This is a genomic window from uncultured Lutibacter sp. (assembly GCF_947495725.1).
Classification (GTDB): Bacteria; Bacteroidota; Bacteroidia; order Flavobacteriales; family Flavobacteriaceae; genus Lutibacter.
The window spans coordinates 153,867-171,473 of the sequence record NZ_CANLZZ010000001.1 but is presented as its reverse complement, the minus strand read 5'-3'; the positions used below and the strand labels follow the sequence as shown (position 1 = coordinate 171,473).

Annotated in this window: 13 protein-coding genes; 9 read left to right on the top strand and 4 right to left on the bottom strand. The window is 31.9% G+C overall.

The features are described from left to right. Window positions 1–101 precede the first annotated feature (101 nt). The 4 genes from Q0776_RS00650 to Q0776_RS00635 form a co-directional block, all read right to left on the bottom strand. On the bottom strand, window positions 102–1,583 hold the full coding sequence (locus Q0776_RS00650) for a sulfatase-like hydrolase/transferase (RefSeq protein WP_298363611.1): 1,482 nt from the start codon (window positions 1,581–1,583) through the stop codon (window positions 102–104). A gap of 122 nt (window positions 1,584–1,705) precedes the next feature. After that, the gene (locus Q0776_RS00645; protein ID WP_298363610.1) at window positions 1,706–2,062 is read right to left on the bottom strand and encodes a hypothetical protein; all 357 of its coding nucleotides are present in this window, start codon (window positions 2,060–2,062) and stop codon (window positions 1,706–1,708) included. 28 nt (window positions 2,063–2,090) lie between these two features. After that, complete coding sequence (locus Q0776_RS00640; RefSeq protein ID WP_298363608.1) at window positions 2,091–3,110, bottom strand: family 16 glycosylhydrolase; 1,020 nt, start codon at window positions 3,108–3,110, stop codon at window positions 2,091–2,093. 4 nt (window positions 3,111–3,114) lie between these two features. After that, entirely contained in the window at window positions 3,115–3,438 is a 324-nt protein-coding gene (locus Q0776_RS00635; RefSeq protein WP_298363607.1) for a hypothetical protein, read from the bottom strand. Between the two features lie 337 nt (window positions 3,439–3,775). Between Q0776_RS00635 and Q0776_RS00630 the strand changes: the two genes are divergently transcribed. From Q0776_RS00630 to Q0776_RS00590, 9 genes are all read left to right on the top strand, one after another. Next, on the top strand, window positions 3,776–4,255 hold the full coding sequence (locus tag Q0776_RS00630) for a hypothetical protein (protein WP_298363606.1): 480 nt from the start codon (window positions 3,776–3,778) through the stop codon (window positions 4,253–4,255). Between the two features lie 443 nt (window positions 4,256–4,698). After that, window positions 4,699–7,782 carry a TonB-dependent receptor gene (locus tag Q0776_RS00625; RefSeq protein ID WP_298363604.1) on the top strand — a complete coding sequence of 1,028 codons (3,084 nt, stop codon included), beginning with the start codon at window positions 4,699–4,701 and terminating at the stop codon, window positions 7,780–7,782. Window positions 7,783–7,794: 12 nt separating this feature from the next. After that, a complete protein-coding gene (locus Q0776_RS00620) occupies window positions 7,795–9,540 on the top strand; it encodes a RagB/SusD family nutrient uptake outer membrane protein (RefSeq protein ID WP_298363601.1) in 1,746 nt (581 codons plus the stop codon). A 13-nt stretch (window positions 9,541–9,553) separates the two neighbouring features. After that, a complete protein-coding gene (locus Q0776_RS00615) occupies window positions 9,554–11,242 on the top strand; it encodes a hypothetical protein (RefSeq protein WP_298363600.1) in 1,689 nt (562 codons plus the stop codon). Between the two features lie 410 nt (window positions 11,243–11,652). After that, on the top strand, window positions 11,653–12,810 hold the full coding sequence (locus tag Q0776_RS00610; protein ID WP_298363596.1) for a mandelate racemase/muconate lactonizing enzyme family protein: 1,158 nt from the start codon (window positions 11,653–11,655) through the stop codon (window positions 12,808–12,810). Between the two features lie 17 nt (window positions 12,811–12,827). Continuing rightward, a complete protein-coding gene (locus tag Q0776_RS00605) occupies window positions 12,828–14,282 on the top strand; it encodes an aldehyde dehydrogenase family protein (protein WP_298363590.1) in 1,455 nt (484 codons plus the stop codon). Further along, window positions 14,282–15,046, top strand: coding sequence for an aldolase/citrate lyase family protein (locus Q0776_RS00600; protein WP_298363587.1), 765 nt, complete (start codon window positions 14,282–14,284; stop codon window positions 15,044–15,046). Before Q0776_RS00605 ends, Q0776_RS00600 begins: the two co-directional genes overlap by 1 nt. 24 nt (window positions 15,047–15,070) lie before the next feature. Continuing rightward, window positions 15,071–16,084, top strand: a complete 1,014-nt coding sequence (locus Q0776_RS00595) for an L-rhamnose/proton symporter RhaT (protein WP_298363585.1) — start codon at window positions 15,071–15,073, stop codon at window positions 16,082–16,084. Window positions 16,085–16,212: 128 nt separating this feature from the next. Beyond that, window positions 16,213–17,598 (top strand): sulfatase, encoded by a 1,386-nt coding sequence (locus tag Q0776_RS00590; protein ID WP_298363584.1) that lies wholly within the window; start codon window positions 16,213–16,215, stop codon window positions 17,596–17,598. Window positions 17,599–17,607 lie beyond the last annotated feature (9 nt).

Here is a 17,607-nt window from a genome sequence, read left to right as displayed (position 1 = left end):
AAAATTAGCTGTTTAGGGGTGTTTTGGTTTGGTGTGTTATTGATTAAAAACCAAAAACCTCTAATTACTATTAGAGGTTTTAGTCAATATAAAATGTTAAATTATGGTAATTTAAAGGTTTTATCAAAATGAGGCATTTGATCGTTGTTCCAGTCAATGCCAGTTTTTTTATCGTGCCACCATTTAGGTTGAATATGAGTTCTACTCCAAAACTCACCATCTTCTATTAGTTTGTTTAATATTTGAGGGTGTTGCTTACTTAAGTCATTTTTTTCACCTAAATCATCAACAATGTTAAAGAGCTTCCATTTTTGTCGATATGCTTTTACAGCCTTCCATTGGTTTTTTCGTATTCCAACATCACTATATCCGTTTCTATGACGCAATACAAAAATATTATCATCTTCATGAGAGTTTTTACCAGCTAAAAAGTCATTCCAAATATTTTTCCCGTCCAATTCCTTATCGTCAGGAATTTTGGCGTCAGCCAAATGAGCAAAGGTTGGATAAAAATCTATGGCTGTAACAGGATGTTCAAAAGTTTTACCCGATGGAACAATATTTGGCCAGTGGAAAAACATAGGAACTCTATATCCACCTTCATATGCGCTTCCTTTTCCTTCTTTTAATGGGAAATTAGTTGCGCCCGAAGTTGTTTTACCTCCATTATCACTTAAGAAAATAATTAATGTATTCTCGTATTCACCTGTTGTTTTTAGGGTCTCAACAATTTTGCCAACACCACGATCAAGTGCATAGACCATTCCTGCATAAGTTTGCCTTTTTTTGTCTTTTATATGTTGAAAAAGTTTTAAATCTTCTTCCTTTGCTTCCAAAGGTGTATGAGGTGCATTATAAGATACATATAAAAAGAATGGGTCATTTTTTTTTGAGGCATCGGTTATAAAGCGTGCACTTTCTCTTGATAAGGCATCGGTGATGTATTCTGTTTCACGAACCTCTTTACCGTTATGTTCTAAAGGAAGCAGGTATTCGAAAATCACTTTTTTACCATTTTTCTTTTGTGCTTCGTATTTTGCTCTGTAATCTTCAGGGAAATAACTATGTCCACCTCCTAAAAAACCGTAAAAATCATTAAATCCACGTTGGTTTGGATGGTATTTTTGAACTGCTCCTAAATGCCATTTACCCATAATTCCGGTTTGATAACCAGAATTTTGTAGCACTTTACTAATAAATGTTTCTTTTAATGAAATTCCTTCTCCAATAGTTTCACTATTGGGAGGAAGGTTAAATTGAGCTCCTATTTTATGTGCGTAACGCCCCGTCATTAAGCTGGTTCTGCTTGGTCCGCAAAAAGGGTGTGATACATAAGCCGATGTGAAAATAGTTCCATTTTTAGCCAAAACATCTAAATTGGGAGTTTGAATGTCTTTTGATCCATTAAAGCCAACATCAGAATATCCAAGGTCATCAGCTAATATAACTAAGATGTTTGGTTTTTTTGGTGTTACAATAGCGCTAGTTTTTACTGTAGAATTATTAGTTTTTGTTGATGTACAACTTATAATAATTAAACTAAATATATAAATGGAAAATTTTATTCTATTTAATAGTTTCATGATTTTTTATTTTCAATAGGTCTTAATTAATGTTTAAAACAAAACAAGATGATACAAACATTTTGCATCATCTTGTATATTAAGCAAAAGCAGTATATTTAATCTGCAATTTTAGCTATTAATTATTTCAAAGTCTTTAACTCTTGACGCATTTTATCCATAAAAGGAGCCAAATCTTCATAAGATTTCCCAGTTAATTTTATGAACTTTTTGTTAAAAATTTTGCTAATTTCTTTACCTTTTAATTTTTTTTCTTCTTTGGTAATTTCACCGGCTTTAGATTTTTTTTGTAAATCAGAGTAAGCTAAAACCATCTCTGTTCTAAAGTTTGTTAATTCTGCTCCTTGAGCTTCACTTAATTGAAATTCAGTTTGTGCAGCTTCAACAAAATGTTTAATCTGTTTTTGTTGCCATTTGTTTTGTCCAAATGTAACCGTTACTGTAACTAAAAATACTAGTGTTAAAATAATACGTTTCATAATTTATTTTATTTAATTGGTTTTTGAGTTATTCTTTTTTTTGCCAAACTCTCATATATTCAATTTCAAAATCTACAACTCCATCCGTTTTTTTGCCTTCAGGGCTGTTTAATTCTAAATCTTCTAAGCTGTCTGGAACACCGTGCCACGGAAAAGTTTCTTGATCTAACCATATATGAATTGGTCCGTCCATTACCCAACCGTTAGGATAATTTTTCTTTTTTGCATATTCATCAACTTGTTCTTTGGTAGCTTGGGTAAAAAGTTTTCCATCAACATATAGTTTCATTCCGTTTTCGTTCCATTCAATTCCATATACATGAAAATCATCTGCAACTCTAAAACCGTAATCTAAATGTTCTGTATATACCGATTTACCTTTTCCTTCTCTACTCCAATCGTGAATTGACCACCATAATTCTCTGTCTTTCCCGTTTTTTTCTTTTACTTCTTGTCTATGATCTCCAAATTGTTCAAATATATCTAATTCCGTTTGACTTCCTGTAGCCCAAAATGAACTGGTAATTTCGGCGTCAGCGGCTTTACTTTTAATTTCCATATAGCCATATTTAAACTCTCTTCGGCCAATGAAACAAGCGGTTGTTATGTTTTTATATTCTTCAAGTTTATTGTCTTTTCCCCAAGTTTGATTGCTATCATCAGCAAAAGGAAAATCAGGTTCCCAACGTGTTTCTAAAATTAATTTACCATCTTCTAATCGGTAATTTCTTCCAGAAAATTGAGAAGGAGCACGTCCTTTCCATACACGTTTGTTAGGTTTGTCGGGATGTTTGTAAATAGGTTTTCCATTTTCAAATTTCCCTACGATATACCATTTTTCTTCATCAATAGTTTCAGCATCAAATTCATCACTAACTTCTGTATTTAACACCCAATTTCCTGTGTTGTTTGGATCTGAAAAAGGTAAAATAGAATTAGATATTTTATTTTGAGAAACCTCACTTTTTTGAGCATTACAACCAAACATTGCTAATACAAGTACAGTTCCTAAAATTAAATACGTTGATTTTTTTATTTGAAATACCATTTTTTTAAACTTCTTTTATTTCTAAAAATTCAACAGGAGAACCTTTGTGAAAAACATATGCAACCCTAACTCCGGTTGCAGGAGAAAATATGTCTCCTAAAACTTCTCTTCCTTCAATAGCTTCTTCAATACTATCAACAAAATAAGAAACATGTGGCATTGTTTTTACTAAATCATGAGCGTTGCTATCCGCCTCAAATTTAACGTACTCAACCTTGTATTCATCTTTAGCAAAATCTGTATAATGAAATTTTGCAGGTTCACAAAAACCATCCCAATCCTTGTCATCTGTTGTAGGTATTCCTATATGACTAAATTTGTAATCCACTTTTATATATTTTAAATAGTTAAACTTTTGCGGTTAATTTCTATTACAAAAGAAGTCAGTTTTTATTTAAACAAGTTGTTGAAATTTACCTTGTTATAGCCATATTTTATCTTTGTTATTTATTTTGTTAATAGTTTTCGTTTTATAGCTTGGATAAAAAAATGTAGGTAAGAGATAAATTAAAGGAATTAAATAACTTAAGCATTGTTTTTATTTGTAAAATATTTTATAATTCTTGGTTTGTATTTAAGATATTAAAATTGTTTAAGTTTTTTAAGTAACAATTAGGATAAGCTGTTGGTTTTTTTTAACAGCTTATTTTTTTAAAATTTATGAAATGTTCAAATTTGAGAATTTAAAAATAATTACAATTTTAATACTATTACTAACTTCATTTAATTGCTTAGGGCAAAGTAAATCTGAAACAGAATTATGGATTAAGAAATTATATAATACGTATAAACTAGATACGGAGAAAAAAAATGAATTATTATTTGCAGCAGGTGATATTTTTCAAATGAAACATCCTGGATATGGTTGTGGGGTTTGGAGTTCAATACCTTTAAAAGATATTGTTTTTATAGAAATTATTGAGAATGATTTTAAAGAGAAAAATGTTGTTACAATTAATTTATTTTCAAATACTGCAAATTCAATTAACAATAGAACACATTTTATTAATTCTAAAGTCCATGTAATAAACGAGATGTCTTTTAATTTAAAACCTAGTTTTATAGCACAAGGATTTAAAGAAAAAATGGAAAATGCATTTGTGGATTTAATTGAACTAAATGGTGGAAATGCAATAATTAAATAGACAATAGTTTACATTTATATCTACTAAAAAAACCTAGTTGTATTATTAAAAATATAACTAGGTTTTTTTTTATTCTTTTTTAATTATCTAAAAATCAAAAAGGTAAAATAGGTTTATTGAGGGGTAATTTTTAGAAATATTTTAACTTAAATATGCGCTCTCTTTGCATTGAAGAATTATCTGTAATTGTACTTAATCCATTTTAATGGAGTAATACTTTTAAAAATTACAAAAAGTATTAAAAAATAAAATTAAAGCAAAAAGAATGTCAAAGTGCAATTAATCAGAATGTTATGAGGTTATTTTAAAACATTAATCAATTTTGAATTACTAATATGAAGTGAAATAAGTTTTTAAAAACCTTCAAAAAATGAGTTTTTAAAAATTTAAATTACCTAAACAATTTTAAAAAAGATTTTAAAAATCAAACTAAAGTTAATCGAATGAAAATTAAAAAAACATTATTATCAAAAAGAGTAAAAGCACACTATTTGCTATTTACTTTGTTTGCGCTATTGTGTAGTTTAAATATACAAGCGCAAAAAATTGTGGTACAAGGAGTTGTTTCAGATGAGACAGGTCCAATGCCAGGTGTTACGGTTTTGGTACAAGGAACCTCTAACGGAACAACAACTAATTTTGATGGTCAATATTCCATAAATGCAAATATAGGAGATGTACTTCTTTTTAGCTTTCTTGGGATGGAAAATCAAGCGCTTAAAGTAAAAGGAGCACAAATGAATGTTGTTATGACTTCAAACATTGAAGGTTTAGAAGAGGTTGTTGTAATTGGTTATGGAACCGTTAAAAAGAAAGAATTAACAGGGGCAGTTACACAAGTGAAAGCTGAAGATTTGGAAAAAGTAATTTCTGCAGATTTAGGAGATGTTTTACAAGGGCAAGCTGCCGGAGTAAATGTTATTGCATCTTCCGATCCTGGAGGACAGTCTGAAATATTAATTAGAGGTATTACAACATTAGGAGATAATACACCATTATATGTAGTTGATGGAATTATACAAGAAGGCGATCCTAGAATTGCACCTAGTGATATTGAAACTATTGACATTTTAAAAGATGCTGCTTCAACAGCTATTTATGGTTCACGTGGTGCAACGGGTGTAATTTTAATTTCAACAAAACAAGGTAAAGAAGGTTCGCTACAGGTTAGAACAAATGCAAGTTATGCCATTCAACATAGAAATGCAGCAAATCCTTTAATGAACTCTTTAGAACAGTCTTATTTTAATATAGTAACCCAACGTAATGTAGTTGGAGCTTTTGATGATGAAGTTGTATTAAGAATGGCCACTTCGCCATATAGTTTCCAAAATGAGACAGACTTAAATGATATTGTTTTTAGAAACAATGTGCCAACTCAAAATTACAATACAAATATTTCTGGAGGAACGAAAGATATTACATATAATGTTTCTGTTGGGTTATTTGATCAAGAAGGATTAATGGTAAATTCAGGATTTCAACGATTTAATACACGTGCCAATACTGTTTATAAAAAAAATAAATTAAGAATTCAAACAAGTACAGGTATCACTATTGAAAAAAGAGATATCCCTCAAAATAGTTTAATAGTACAAGCTATTAAGTATTTTCCAACTCAAAATGGAATTGATTTAGACTCAAATGATGACATTGAAACATTAGGAGGAGACGATTCTAATAGACTAGGTTGGGTTTTAAATAGTTTAAAAACTACCGATAATTCTAAAACAGTTAGAACAAATGCATCGGTTAAAATAGACTATGATATATTTAAAGATTTAAGAGTTTCGGCAAACGGAGGTATAACAACAACAAATTCAATTAGAAAAAGATTTGTACCTTATCAATTGGTAACAAACCTTCAAAATGGAACTACTAGTAATCCTTCAGATAGTTACGTAAGATCAACTACTGATGCTAGAACTTCATATAGTTTAGATGTTGGTGCTACCTATCAAAAGCAAATAGAAGATCATAAAATTACTGTTGCTGCATTTTTAACTTCAGAACAATATGAATATGAAGGGTTTTATGCCGAAAGAGCAGGGGTTTTAGACCCAGATATTCAAGTATTGAACGCAGCAACTCTTGAAATGGATGTGGGTTCAAGTAACGGATACACAGATAAATTAATTGGGACAATAGGAAGGCTTCAATACGATTATAAAGGTAAATATCTTTTAAGTACAAGTGTTCGTAGAGATGGATCTTCAAAATTTGCACCTGGAAATAAATGGGGTGTATTCCCATCAGCTGCGGTTGCTTGGAATGTTTCTGATGAAAATTTTTGGAATGGATTAAAAGGAACTATCAATAATTTTAAATTGAGAGCTTCTCAAGGTTCAGTAGGAAATCAAAGAATTCAATCGTACCAATTTTCCGCAGGTATTGAGCAAAATATAGATTACGTAAAGACAAATGCAAATGGTGAAGAAACACTTGCATTAGGAGCAACACAAGAAAGATTTGCGAATGAATTGTTAAAATGGGAAACTACAACACAAACCAATATTGGTGTTGATCTAGGTTTGTTTAAAAATAAATTAACAATTTCAGCTGAATATTATAATACCGACAAAAAGGATATGTTATTTCCAGTAATATTATCTCCATCAGCTGGTGGTGGTCAAAATGCTAACGTAGTTTTAAATGTTGGAAATATGACAAATAAAGGAGCTGAGGTATCAGTTGGTTATAGAGGTAGATCAGGAAAAGTTAACTGGAGAATGAATGGAACTTTTTCAACCAATAAAAACGAAATTACAAATATTAACGGACAAAGTGATTTCTTATTTACAAACGACTGGGGATTAATTAGTGGTGCTAGAGATCAGTCTCAGGTTACAGCATTGGCTTTAGGTCATGAAGCAGGAGCATTTTTCTTGTTAACTACTAATGGAATAATCGATTCAGAAGAAAAATTATTAGAATATCAAACATTAGTACCTAGTGCAAGAATGGGAGATGTTATTTATAATGATACAAATGGAGATGATGTAATTGATAATAACGATAGAGTTTATAGTGGAAGTGGACTTCCAGAGTTTGAAATTGGTTACAATTTTAATGCAAATTACAAAGGATTCGATTTTGCAATGAACTGGTATGGTGCATTTGGCCAGGAAATAATGAATGGTGGTAAAGCAACAGCTTATGCTTATGGAAGACATAAAGATTTAATTTACCAATGGTCACCTCAAAATACGGAAACAACTATACCAGCATTTAGAGGAGATATTAAAAAACACCCTAACTTTCTAGGATATAGTGATTTATGGCTAGAAGATGGGTCTTATATTCGATTAAAATCTGTAACTTTAGGATATAGTATTCCAAAAAAAGCATTGGATAAAATTGGTCTTACAAGACTTAGATTGTACGTAAGTGCACAAAACCCACTTACAATAACTGACTACGAAGGGTACAATCCTGAAGTAGGTGGTGGTATTACAGCAAGAGGATTAGACAAAGGTGTAGGTCCAGCGTCTTCTCAATGGTTACTTGGGTTAAACTTAAACTTTTAATAAACGACTATTATGAAACATATAATTTTTAAATATATAATATTGATTTTTACGGTGAGTTTAATTAGCTCGTGTAATGATGAATATTTAACTGAAAAGAATCCAAATCTTATCGCTAAAGATAATTATTGGAGAAACCTATCTGAAACAGAAAAAGGTTTAAATGCTGCATATCATACGCTAAATGTACCATCATTGGTAAATATTATTGAGGAAGCTCAACGTTCAGATATGGCTTGGCCAGCATATGCTCGTCCAGTTCCTGGAACTATAAGTGAATTTTATAATCAAACATATTCTAATAGTACGCCAGAAATTGCTAAAAAATGGGAAACTAACTATTTAGGAATATTTAGAGCAAATCAGGTTATAGAAGGTTTAACAAAGCTAGAAGGAACAGTAGACGAAGAAGGTTGGACTTCACAAATGGCTCAAGCTCGTTTTTTAAGAGGGTTATTTCATTGGTATTTGTATTCAACATATAACAATGGAAGTATAATTATTCGTGATTACGCACCCGTTTCTTCTGAAGATTTTAATAAAGGTTTATCACCTGCTGAAGAAGTGCTTGCTTTTCTTAGAGAAGATTTAGAATATGCATATGCAAATTTGTATAAAAAAGGAGAATATCCAGACCCGTATGATGTAAATAGAGCTACATCTGGAGCAGCTGCGACTATATTAGGAACAACTTATTTAAACGAGTTGAATTATGCAAAGGCTATGGAGTATTTCGAGGATGTAATTAATAATCACAACTATTCACTAGAATACGATATGGCTAAATTATTTACTACAGCTGGAGAATTTAACCAAGAATCTATTTTCGAAATTAGTTACAATAATACTTTGAAGCCCGAAGCAAATATTTGGAATGGTGAAACAGTAACAAACAGATTAAATCAGTTAACAACTGGAACTGTTGGTGCAAATGCACCAGCTTGGCTTGCGTATAAGTATAAAACTGAGCCAATGGATATTTATGATGATAGAAACTATTATATTAATGATGATGGTGTTCGTGAACTTAGAAATGTACCACTAAGATGCTCCGCAATGATGGCAGTTATCGAGGATAGACAAACTCCGTACTATTTAACAAAATCAGTTTCTGAATATAGTAGATTTGGAGCAAGCAATTGGGGAATAGGTTGGCACAAGAAATTTTCGAATCATGATATTGTAGAAAATGAAAACGACTTGCCATATGGAACAACTCAATCTGGTAAAAATGTTACTTTAAACAGATTGGCGGATGTTATGTTAATGCAAGCAGAGTGTTTGATTAAAACCGGAGATGGAGATGGAGCAAAAGATCTTATGAATCAAATAAGACGAAGATGGGGATTAGAATTATTAGGTGAATCTGGTACAGATACAACACATTCTTATGACGAAAAAACATATACTTTAGACCAATTAATGGAGCATTTAATGTATGTAGAAAAACCACTTGAAATGTCTTTAGAAGGTCATGCTATTCGATTTTTAGATTTAAAAAGATGGGGAATTATTGAAGAGAATTTTAAAAAATTATCTGAGGAAGTTTATTATGCAACTACTTTTTTCTATGTAGATTCTGAAGGAAAAAATAAAAGTAAATGGAATTCTTCGTTAGTTGTTGAACTTCCTGAACGTCCTAATCCAGATGTAATTGATTTTGAATATGATATTCCATATGCAAATTATAATCCAGCATTACATAGTACGTATCCAATTCCATTAACAGAGATTAATGCAAACACAAATATTAACTAAAAAAAGATATACAATGAAAAAAATAGGAATATTATCGATTCTTTTTAGTTTACTTTTTTTAGTAAGCTGTGAGGAAGAATACGCAGATTATACTGCGCCAGATGAATTGTCGGATGTATCTTGGTATATAAGTTTTGCTCCATACGTTCAAAATCCATTTGATATATCAGCAGGATCATTTATTTCATTTTTAGATTTATCGCAAGGTGCTGTAAGTCACGAATGGATTATTGAAGAGGGAAATGCTTTTTTAAATGAAGGGTTTAAAAGAAATGACTCATTACCACTTTTTATTAAGAAAGATGCAGGATTATCTATTACAGATGGTAAAGCACATGTTTTATTTAATAATAATGGGTTAAACAATGTGAGATTATTAAATAAATTTACAGAATTCGTTAGCTATAACTCATCGGAAGGAGCTTTAGAAGCTTACCAAGAAGGAGATTACTGGGTAATTGACACTACGTTTACCTTTGATGTTTATGGAGATTTAATACCAACATTTGAAGTGCTTCAAGATGGGAATAAAGTGTTAAGTATTTCGGAAGGCGATATGCCTTCCATAGATGATAAGGCTTCTTGGCCAATTGTTGAAGTTGAGGCAGGAAAGTCATTAACATTTGTTGATTTAACAACTACTGATAGACCAAATGGAAGGCTTTGGACAGTTCCTGATGGAGTGCCAAGTAAAACAGGTGGTGAATCGGCTATTATTAAGTTTTTTAAATTAGGAGAATATGAAGCAGGTACATTTAAATCACTAAGAGTTGATCCATTACCTAAAAACGATGCTGAAAAATTAATTCCTTTAATTATTAAAGTTATTCCATCATCTGAACCTTTTGTGTTAAGCGGAGTAATTAAAGAAGCCGAAGATGAATCTATGTCATTCCAAGTTTCTGGGGAAATAGTTCCTTTTACTGGAGAAGAAGGAAACTTTACCGTAAATGTGAAAAATGAGGCTGCTGGTTTTGATCAAAATATTGCTGTTGTAAGTGCGAGTGTAGATTCTAACGATGCTACGTTTATTAAATTAAAATTAGCAGCTCCAATTTATAACTCCGATGTAATTACAGTATCTTATAGTGGAGGAAATATTAAATCTACAGACACTAGAGATTTAGTTGATTTTACTAATAAATCAGTTCAAATGTTTTCTAATGGTAATATTTTGGCTCCAAATAGTTGGTCAGGATTTGAAGTTGAGAATGGGGCGAGTAACAGAGGTTTTGCAGGACCTCCTGGTTCATTCTGGGTTGGTGCAAACGGTTCAGCTGACGATCCAAACTGGACAAGAACTACTGAGAAAGCATACTCTGGAGATGCTAGTATGAGATTTTCTGTAGAGGGTATTGGAAAACAATATAATTTGCATACTTATGGTTTAGGAACAATAGATAAAATACCAGCTGGTACTTATAAAATATCATTTATGGTATATTTAGAAGAAGGAAATACTATGGGTGGTTTTTATACTTGGGGAGATGTAGTTCCAATAAATCAATCAGGAGCATGGGATATTGAAGGTTTAGAAAGAGGTAAATGGGTAAAAGTAGAGCATGTTGTTACTGTTCCAGCTCTTGATGCTAAGAAAAAAGTAACCGTTGTAGTTCATCCTAATATAAATCAAAATGCCTCATCAGGTAGACAAACAATGTATTTTGATGATATTTCTTTTGTTGAATTAGAAGTAAGGTAATAATACATTTTATATAGAATTTTAAAAAAGGCTGTCTGCAAAGACAGCCTTTTTTTATTCAAAAAACATAGAAAAATGTAACTATATTAAATTATTGAGAATATTTTTTTAAGTTGGATTAATTACCATAATAGTAAAATTAGGTTTACGTATTCGGGAGTTTTAAATGAAATGGACAAAGTAGTTTATTTTGTGTAAATTAATCCAACTTAAAGTAATCATTATAAACAGTTAAAATTGGTAAGTCTTTTTAATGGTTAATTTTGGATAAATTAATAGAATTAAAGGTAATATTTGATTTGTTTAAGATAAATATTGAGATTAAATAATGTGGTGGAACAATTAATTTTATCATCAGTATAGAACGTCTTATTTAGAATTGATATAGAATCAACTAACAAAAATTAATTATGACAATTGAAAAAATAGAAACATTTATTCTTAAAGATAAATTATCAAAAAGTTTTTTCTTTTCACAATGGGAATATGCTGAAAGATGCATATGTGTGGTAAAAGTTACGGCTTCAAACGGACAATATGGATGGGGAGAAGGCTACGGGCCTGCAACCGTTTTAGAAGCGGGTGTAAAATTATTGGCCCCTCAAATTGTAGGTATGAATCCATTAGAAAACGAAGTTGTTTGGAATCATATGTACAGAAAAACATTAGACTTTGCAAGAAGAGGTGTTTTGGCGGCTTCCATAAGTGCAATTGACATAGCTATATGGGATTTAAAAGGTAAAATTTTAGGTTTGCCAGTTTCAACATTGTTAGGTGGAGCTTTACGAAAAGAAATTAGACCTTATGCAACAGGATTGTATTTTACAAATTACGAAAATCCAGCAGAAGGACTTGTAGAAGAAGCAAAAATGTACGTTGACCAAGGGTTTACTGCAATGAAAATGAAGGTTGGATTAGGTATAAAAAAAGATGTTGAAATTGTAAAAAGTATACGTGAAGCAATTGGTCCAGATATTGGATTAATGGTAGATTCCAATCACGCTTACACCTTAAGAGAAGCGATAGAACTTGCGAGAAAAATAGAGAAATATGATATTGGTTGGTTTGAAGAACCTCTATCTCCAGAATTTTATGAACAATCAAGAGAATTAAGAAGCAAAACAACCATTCCTATTTCAGGTGGAGAATGTGAATATTTTAGATTTGGATTTCAGCAATTAATTAAAAATAAATCTGTTGATATTATTCAGCCAGATATATGTGCTAGTGGAGGTTTAACTGAAGCCAAAAGAATTTCAGCAATTGCAAGCGCAAATGGAATTGATTTAATTCCACATACCTGGGGAACATCTATTGGAATTCATGTAGCATTACATTTTATCTCAAACTTAGAATCTATTCCTGGACGAATGTATACTCCAGAATTTTTAATGGAATATGATCAAACTGAAAATGGATTAAGAGAAAAACTAACATTTCCAAAAATTGAAATGAAAAACGGTATGATTGAAGTTCCAACAAGGCCAGGGCTTGGAATTGATGTGGATGAAGATATTTTAAATGAATTTTCAATAGTGAAAAACTTAGTAAAAAGTTCAATTGTTTAACAACTAAAATTATAAAAATGAAAACTCAAAATTTCGGATATAAAAAATTATATATAGATGGACAGTTGGTTGATGCGGAAAGTGGAGAAAGAGAAGATGTAATTTGTCCTGCAACAGGTGAAGTAATTGCGCAAATTGCAAAAGCTGGTACAGCTGATGCCGAGAAAGCATTAATTTCTGCACAAAAAGGATTTAAATATTGGTCTAAATTATCATTAGCGGAAAGAACAGAATGGATGACCAAATTACGATCTGCTGTTATTGAAAAAGAGCACGAATTAAGAACGGCAATGGTACATGAAATGGGTAAAACCTATGGAGGTGCCCAAGAAGATATTGAGGCAGTAGTGAACGCCTTAGAATGGTATCCGGCTGCAATGAAAAACTTAAGAGAAGAGCAAATTCCAGATTATGAGAATACACATACTCATAAAATGATTTCTAAACCCGCAGGTGTTGCAGTTGCTTATTTGGCTTGGAATTTTCCATTGTTAAATGTTGGATTTAAACTAGGACCTGCATTAGCTGCTGGATGCTCATTAATAATTAAACCTTCTACTTTATCGCCTTTATCAACTTATATGATAGGTGAAATTATGCATAGTATTAATTTTCCTGCTGGTGTAGTAAATATTGTGGCGGGTTCAAGTAGGGAAGTTGCTACTCCAATGACCAAAAGTAAAATTCCTGCAGTTTTAACTATGATTGGGTCAACTGCAACTGGTCAAAAAGTAATTGCAGATAGTACAACTTCTATTAAAAAATTAGGAATGGAACTAGGTGGTAATGCACCTTTTATTATATTTGAAGATGCTGATTTTGAAACTGCCTTAAATTTAGCGGTAATTTTAAATTTCCATAATTCAGGACAAATTTGTGTTGCGGCCAACAGAGTCCTTGTTCATAAAAATATTTATGAGAAGTTTTTGAAAGCCTTTGTTAAAAGAACTGCTGAATTAAAACTTGGTTTTGGAACTAAAGAAAATGATGATGTGTTTATGGGGCCGGTTGTAACTCGTTCAGACAGAGATAGGATGTTTGACTTGGTTAATGATGCCGTAAGCAAAGGGGCTAAATTAGAATATGGTGGTAAAATTCCAGAAGGTTTTCCAAAAGAAGGAAACTGGATTGAACCTACAGTAGTTTCTGGAATTACTCCAGAAATGGATTTATTTAGAAAAGAAACATTTGGGCCTGTTGCTGGTATTATGAGTTTTGAGAATGATGATGAAGCATTGGCCTTAGCTAACGATACAGAATATGGGTTAGCATCATATATTTTTACAAATAATCATAAACGAATTGAGCGTTTTACAGAAGACTTAGAGTTTGGAGAAATTCAAGTAAATGGTGTAAAATATGCTATTTATTTGCCACATGGTGGAATTAAAAATAGCGGTATTGGACACGATTGTTCTCACTTAGCTCTCGATGATTATTTAGTTAAAAAGAGAGTTTCAACAGCAATATAATGAGCTTAAACGCATTAAAAGAGAGTATAACAAAAGGAGAAACCTTATATGGTCCTTTTTGCAAAATGCAAGATCCAGCAATAATTGAAATTGCGGCATTAAGTGGTTTTAATTTTGTAATTATTGATATGGAACATGGACCTTTTGGAATCGAGTCTACCCAAAATATGATTCGAGCTGCCGAAGCTAAGGGTATTACGCCAATTGTACGAGTTACAGAAAACTCGGAGACGCTTATATTAAGAACCTTAGATATTGGTGTTAAATGTATTCAAGTGCCTCAAGTTTGCACAAAAAGTGATGCTGAAAGACTAGTGAAAGCAACTTCTTTTTATCCTAAAGGAGAAAGAGGTATGTGTCGTTATGTTAGAGCTGCAGATTATACCGCTATTGATGGCGCTACTCATTTTGGAACTGCAAATGATTCAATAACTACCATCATTCATATTGAAGGAATGGAAGGTATTAATAACCTTCCAGAAATTGTGGCTGTAGAAGGAATTGATGTAATTTTCTTAGGGCCTTATGATCTATCACAGTCTTGTGGAGTTCCAGGTCAAGTACATCATAAAAAGGTAGTAACTGCTATGAAATATGCTGTGAAACTAGCTAAAGATTATGGAAAAGCAGTTGGAACTTTTACAGAGTCTATTGATGATGCTAAAATGTGGAAAGAAATAGGTGTTCAATACATTTCTTATGCAGTTGATGTTGGTTTAGTAATGAACGCTTTTAAAGAGATAACCAAACAATTAAACAACTAAATAAACTAAAACTTTAACCTTATTATGGAAAGTATGTTATTCCCTTTTTTACTAGTAATAATAGCTAGTGTTTTCCAAGGCTCATTTGGACTTGGAATGAAATTTATGAACCCTTTAAAATGGGAGGCTTGGTGGTTAGTACATTCAGTTTTTGCGATGATTTTACTACCAACATTATGGGCGTATTTTGTAACTCCAGATTTATTTAGTGTTGTTACAAGTGCTCCTTCAGAAGATATGATAATGGCAATGGCTTTTGGAGCATTATGGGGAGTTGGTGGTATTATGTTTGGAAAAAGTGTTCCATACATTGGTATTTCATTAACCTACGGAATTGTAATGGGAGTTTGTGCTGCTGCAGGTGGGTTAATTCCTTTATTTACAGCTAATGATGTTGAATATCAAAGTATGGTTCCAGCATTTCCATATATTTTTGGAGGTGTAGCCTTAATGGTAGTTGGTGTTGCAATTTCGGCTTATGCAGGGGTTCAAAAAGATAAATTACAAAGTATTACAGAGGCAAGTGGAGAAAAAGTGAACTTAAAATTGGGTATAATTATCGCTATTTTAAGTGGATTTTTATCAGCGTTTTTAGCAATAGGATTTGCCGAAGGAAGCGCAATTGGAGATTTAGCACAAAATGCGGGTGCAATTGCTCGAAACAGTAGTTTAGCTATTTGGGTTGTGGTACTTTGGGGTGGATTTGCAATTAATGCAGGTTATGCCATATTTTTATTATTCAAAAATAACACATGGAGTTCATTTTCTACTCCAAATGCTGGTAAAGCATATGCTTGGTCTATTGGAGCAGCTATTCTTTGGTTTGGTGCATTAGGAATTTATGGTCAAGGAGCAACCTTAATGGGAAGTCTTGGAGATGTTATTGCTTGGCCAATTATGCTAGGTTTATCTTTAATTGTGGGTAATATTTGGTCTTATTTGAATAAAGAATGGGAAGGTGCCAAAAAACCATTTTATACAATGCTGCTAGGGGTTTTTATAATTATTGTAGCGGTTGTTGTAATGGGGTATTCTTAAAAGAATTTAAAAAGAAAATAATAATTAAAATTGTATATTATAAAGTCGGTTAACTTTAGTTTGTACAATAGACTAAATCCATAACGTTAAGTTGTGGATTAGTTGTTTAAAACAAAAAATGTAGAATTATGAAAAATTTTAAAAGCTTTTTATTATTAGGGTTGGCTACTCTAATGTTTCAAGTTATGAATGCTCAAAAACAGCCTAATATAATTTTATTGTTTTCAGATGATGCTGGATATGCAGATTTTGGTTTTCAAGGAAGTAAAGTTATGATTACGCCTAATTTAGATAAATTAGCGAAAGAAGGTGTAAAATTTAAGCAAGGATATGTTTCAGCATCAGTTTGTGGACCATCAAGGGCTGGACTATTAACAGGTCGATATCAACAACGATTTGGTTTTGAAGAAAACAATGTTCCAGGTTATATGAGTGCTGTCTCAGGTGCTGATGGACCAAATATGGGAATTCCTTTGACCGAAATTACAATGGGTGATTATATGAAAAAACTAGGGTATCAAACTGCTTTCTATGGCAAATGGCATTTAGGTGGTGCAGATAAATTTCATCCAACAAAAAGAGGTTTTGATGAATTCTATGGTTTTAGAGGTGGAGCTCGTGATTATTGGGCCTATTTGAGTTCTCCAAAAGAAGAATTAAATAAACTTGAAAAGGGATTTGGTAATTTTAAAGAACATGATGGATATTTAACAGATAGATTGGCCGATGAAGCCATAGATTTTATGAAACGCAATAAGAAAAAACCATTCTTTATTGTACTATCTTTTAATGCAGTGCATACTCCAATGCATGCCACAAAGGAAGATTTGGCTAAGTTCCCTGAATTGACGGGTAAAAGAAAAGAAGTTGCAGCTATGACTTTAGGGTTAGATAGAGCTTGTGGTAACGTATTGGACAAATTAAAAGAACTTGGTTTAGAAGAAAATACACTTGTGGTTTTTTCCAACGATAACGGTGGTCCAACCGATAAAAATGCCTCTATTAATTTACCTTTAAGCGGTACAAAATCCAATCATTTAGAAGGAGGAATTCGTGTGCCGTTTTTAATGAAATGGCCGGGTAAAATTAAAGAAAATACGACTTACAATTATCCTATTAGTACACTAGATTTATTACCCACATTTTTTGAAGCAGGTGGAGGTAAATCAGCAGATTTAAAAAATATTGATGGTGTAAATATTGTTCCATTTATACAAGGGCTTAAAACTGATCGTCCTCACAAAGAATTATTTTGGAGATTAGGAACAAGGGCTGCCTTACGTGATGGTGATTGGAAATTAATTCGTTATTCGGACCGACCTGCTGAATTGTATAATATTGAAGAAGATCCTTCAGAATTAAGAGATTTAGCTGTGTATTATCCAGATAAAGTTAGAAAAATGTATAAGCAAATTTATCATTGGGAATTAACCTTAGAAAGACCAGCTTGGCTGCTTCAAAAGAAATTTGAAAAAGTTGATATTGACAGGATGGATACTTATAAATTACACTAATTTTATTTT

What these genes read in the sequence shown, in the direction of transcription:
- Q0776_RS00615 (WP_298363600.1), top strand. Translation starts at nt 9,554, where the DNA reads ATGAAAAAAATAGGAATATTATCGATTCTTTTTAGTTTACTTTTTTTA.
- Q0776_RS00640 (WP_298363608.1), bottom strand. Translation starts at nt 3,110, where the DNA reads ATGGTATTTCAAATAAAAAAATCAACGTATTTAATTTTAGGAACTGTA.
- Q0776_RS00645 (WP_298363610.1), bottom strand. Translation starts at nt 2,062, where the DNA reads ATGAAACGTATTATTTTAACACTAGTATTTTTAGTTACAGTAACGGTT.
- Q0776_RS00610 (WP_298363596.1), top strand. Translation starts at nt 11,653, where the DNA reads ATGACAATTGAAAAAATAGAAACATTTATTCTTAAAGATAAATTATCA.
- Q0776_RS00590 (WP_298363584.1), top strand. Translation starts at nt 16,213, where the DNA reads ATGAAAAATTTTAAAAGCTTTTTATTATTAGGGTTGGCTACTCTAATG.
- Q0776_RS00620 (WP_298363601.1), top strand. Translation starts at nt 7,795, where the DNA reads ATGAAACATATAATTTTTAAATATATAATATTGATTTTTACGGTGAGT.
- Q0776_RS00625 (WP_298363604.1), top strand. Translation starts at nt 4,699, where the DNA reads ATGAAAATTAAAAAAACATTATTATCAAAAAGAGTAAAAGCACACTAT.
- Q0776_RS00650 (WP_298363611.1), bottom strand. Translation starts at nt 1,583, where the DNA reads ATGAAACTATTAAATAGAATAAAATTTTCCATTTATATATTTAGTTTA.
- Q0776_RS00600 (WP_298363587.1), top strand. Translation starts at nt 14,282, where the DNA reads ATGAGCTTAAACGCATTAAAAGAGAGTATAACAAAAGGAGAAACCTTA.
- Q0776_RS00605 (WP_298363590.1), top strand. Translation starts at nt 12,828, where the DNA reads ATGAAAACTCAAAATTTCGGATATAAAAAATTATATATAGATGGACAG.
- Q0776_RS00595 (WP_298363585.1), top strand. Translation starts at nt 15,071, where the DNA reads ATGGAAAGTATGTTATTCCCTTTTTTACTAGTAATAATAGCTAGTGTT.
- Q0776_RS00630 (WP_298363606.1), top strand. Translation starts at nt 3,776, where the DNA reads ATGTTCAAATTTGAGAATTTAAAAATAATTACAATTTTAATACTATTA.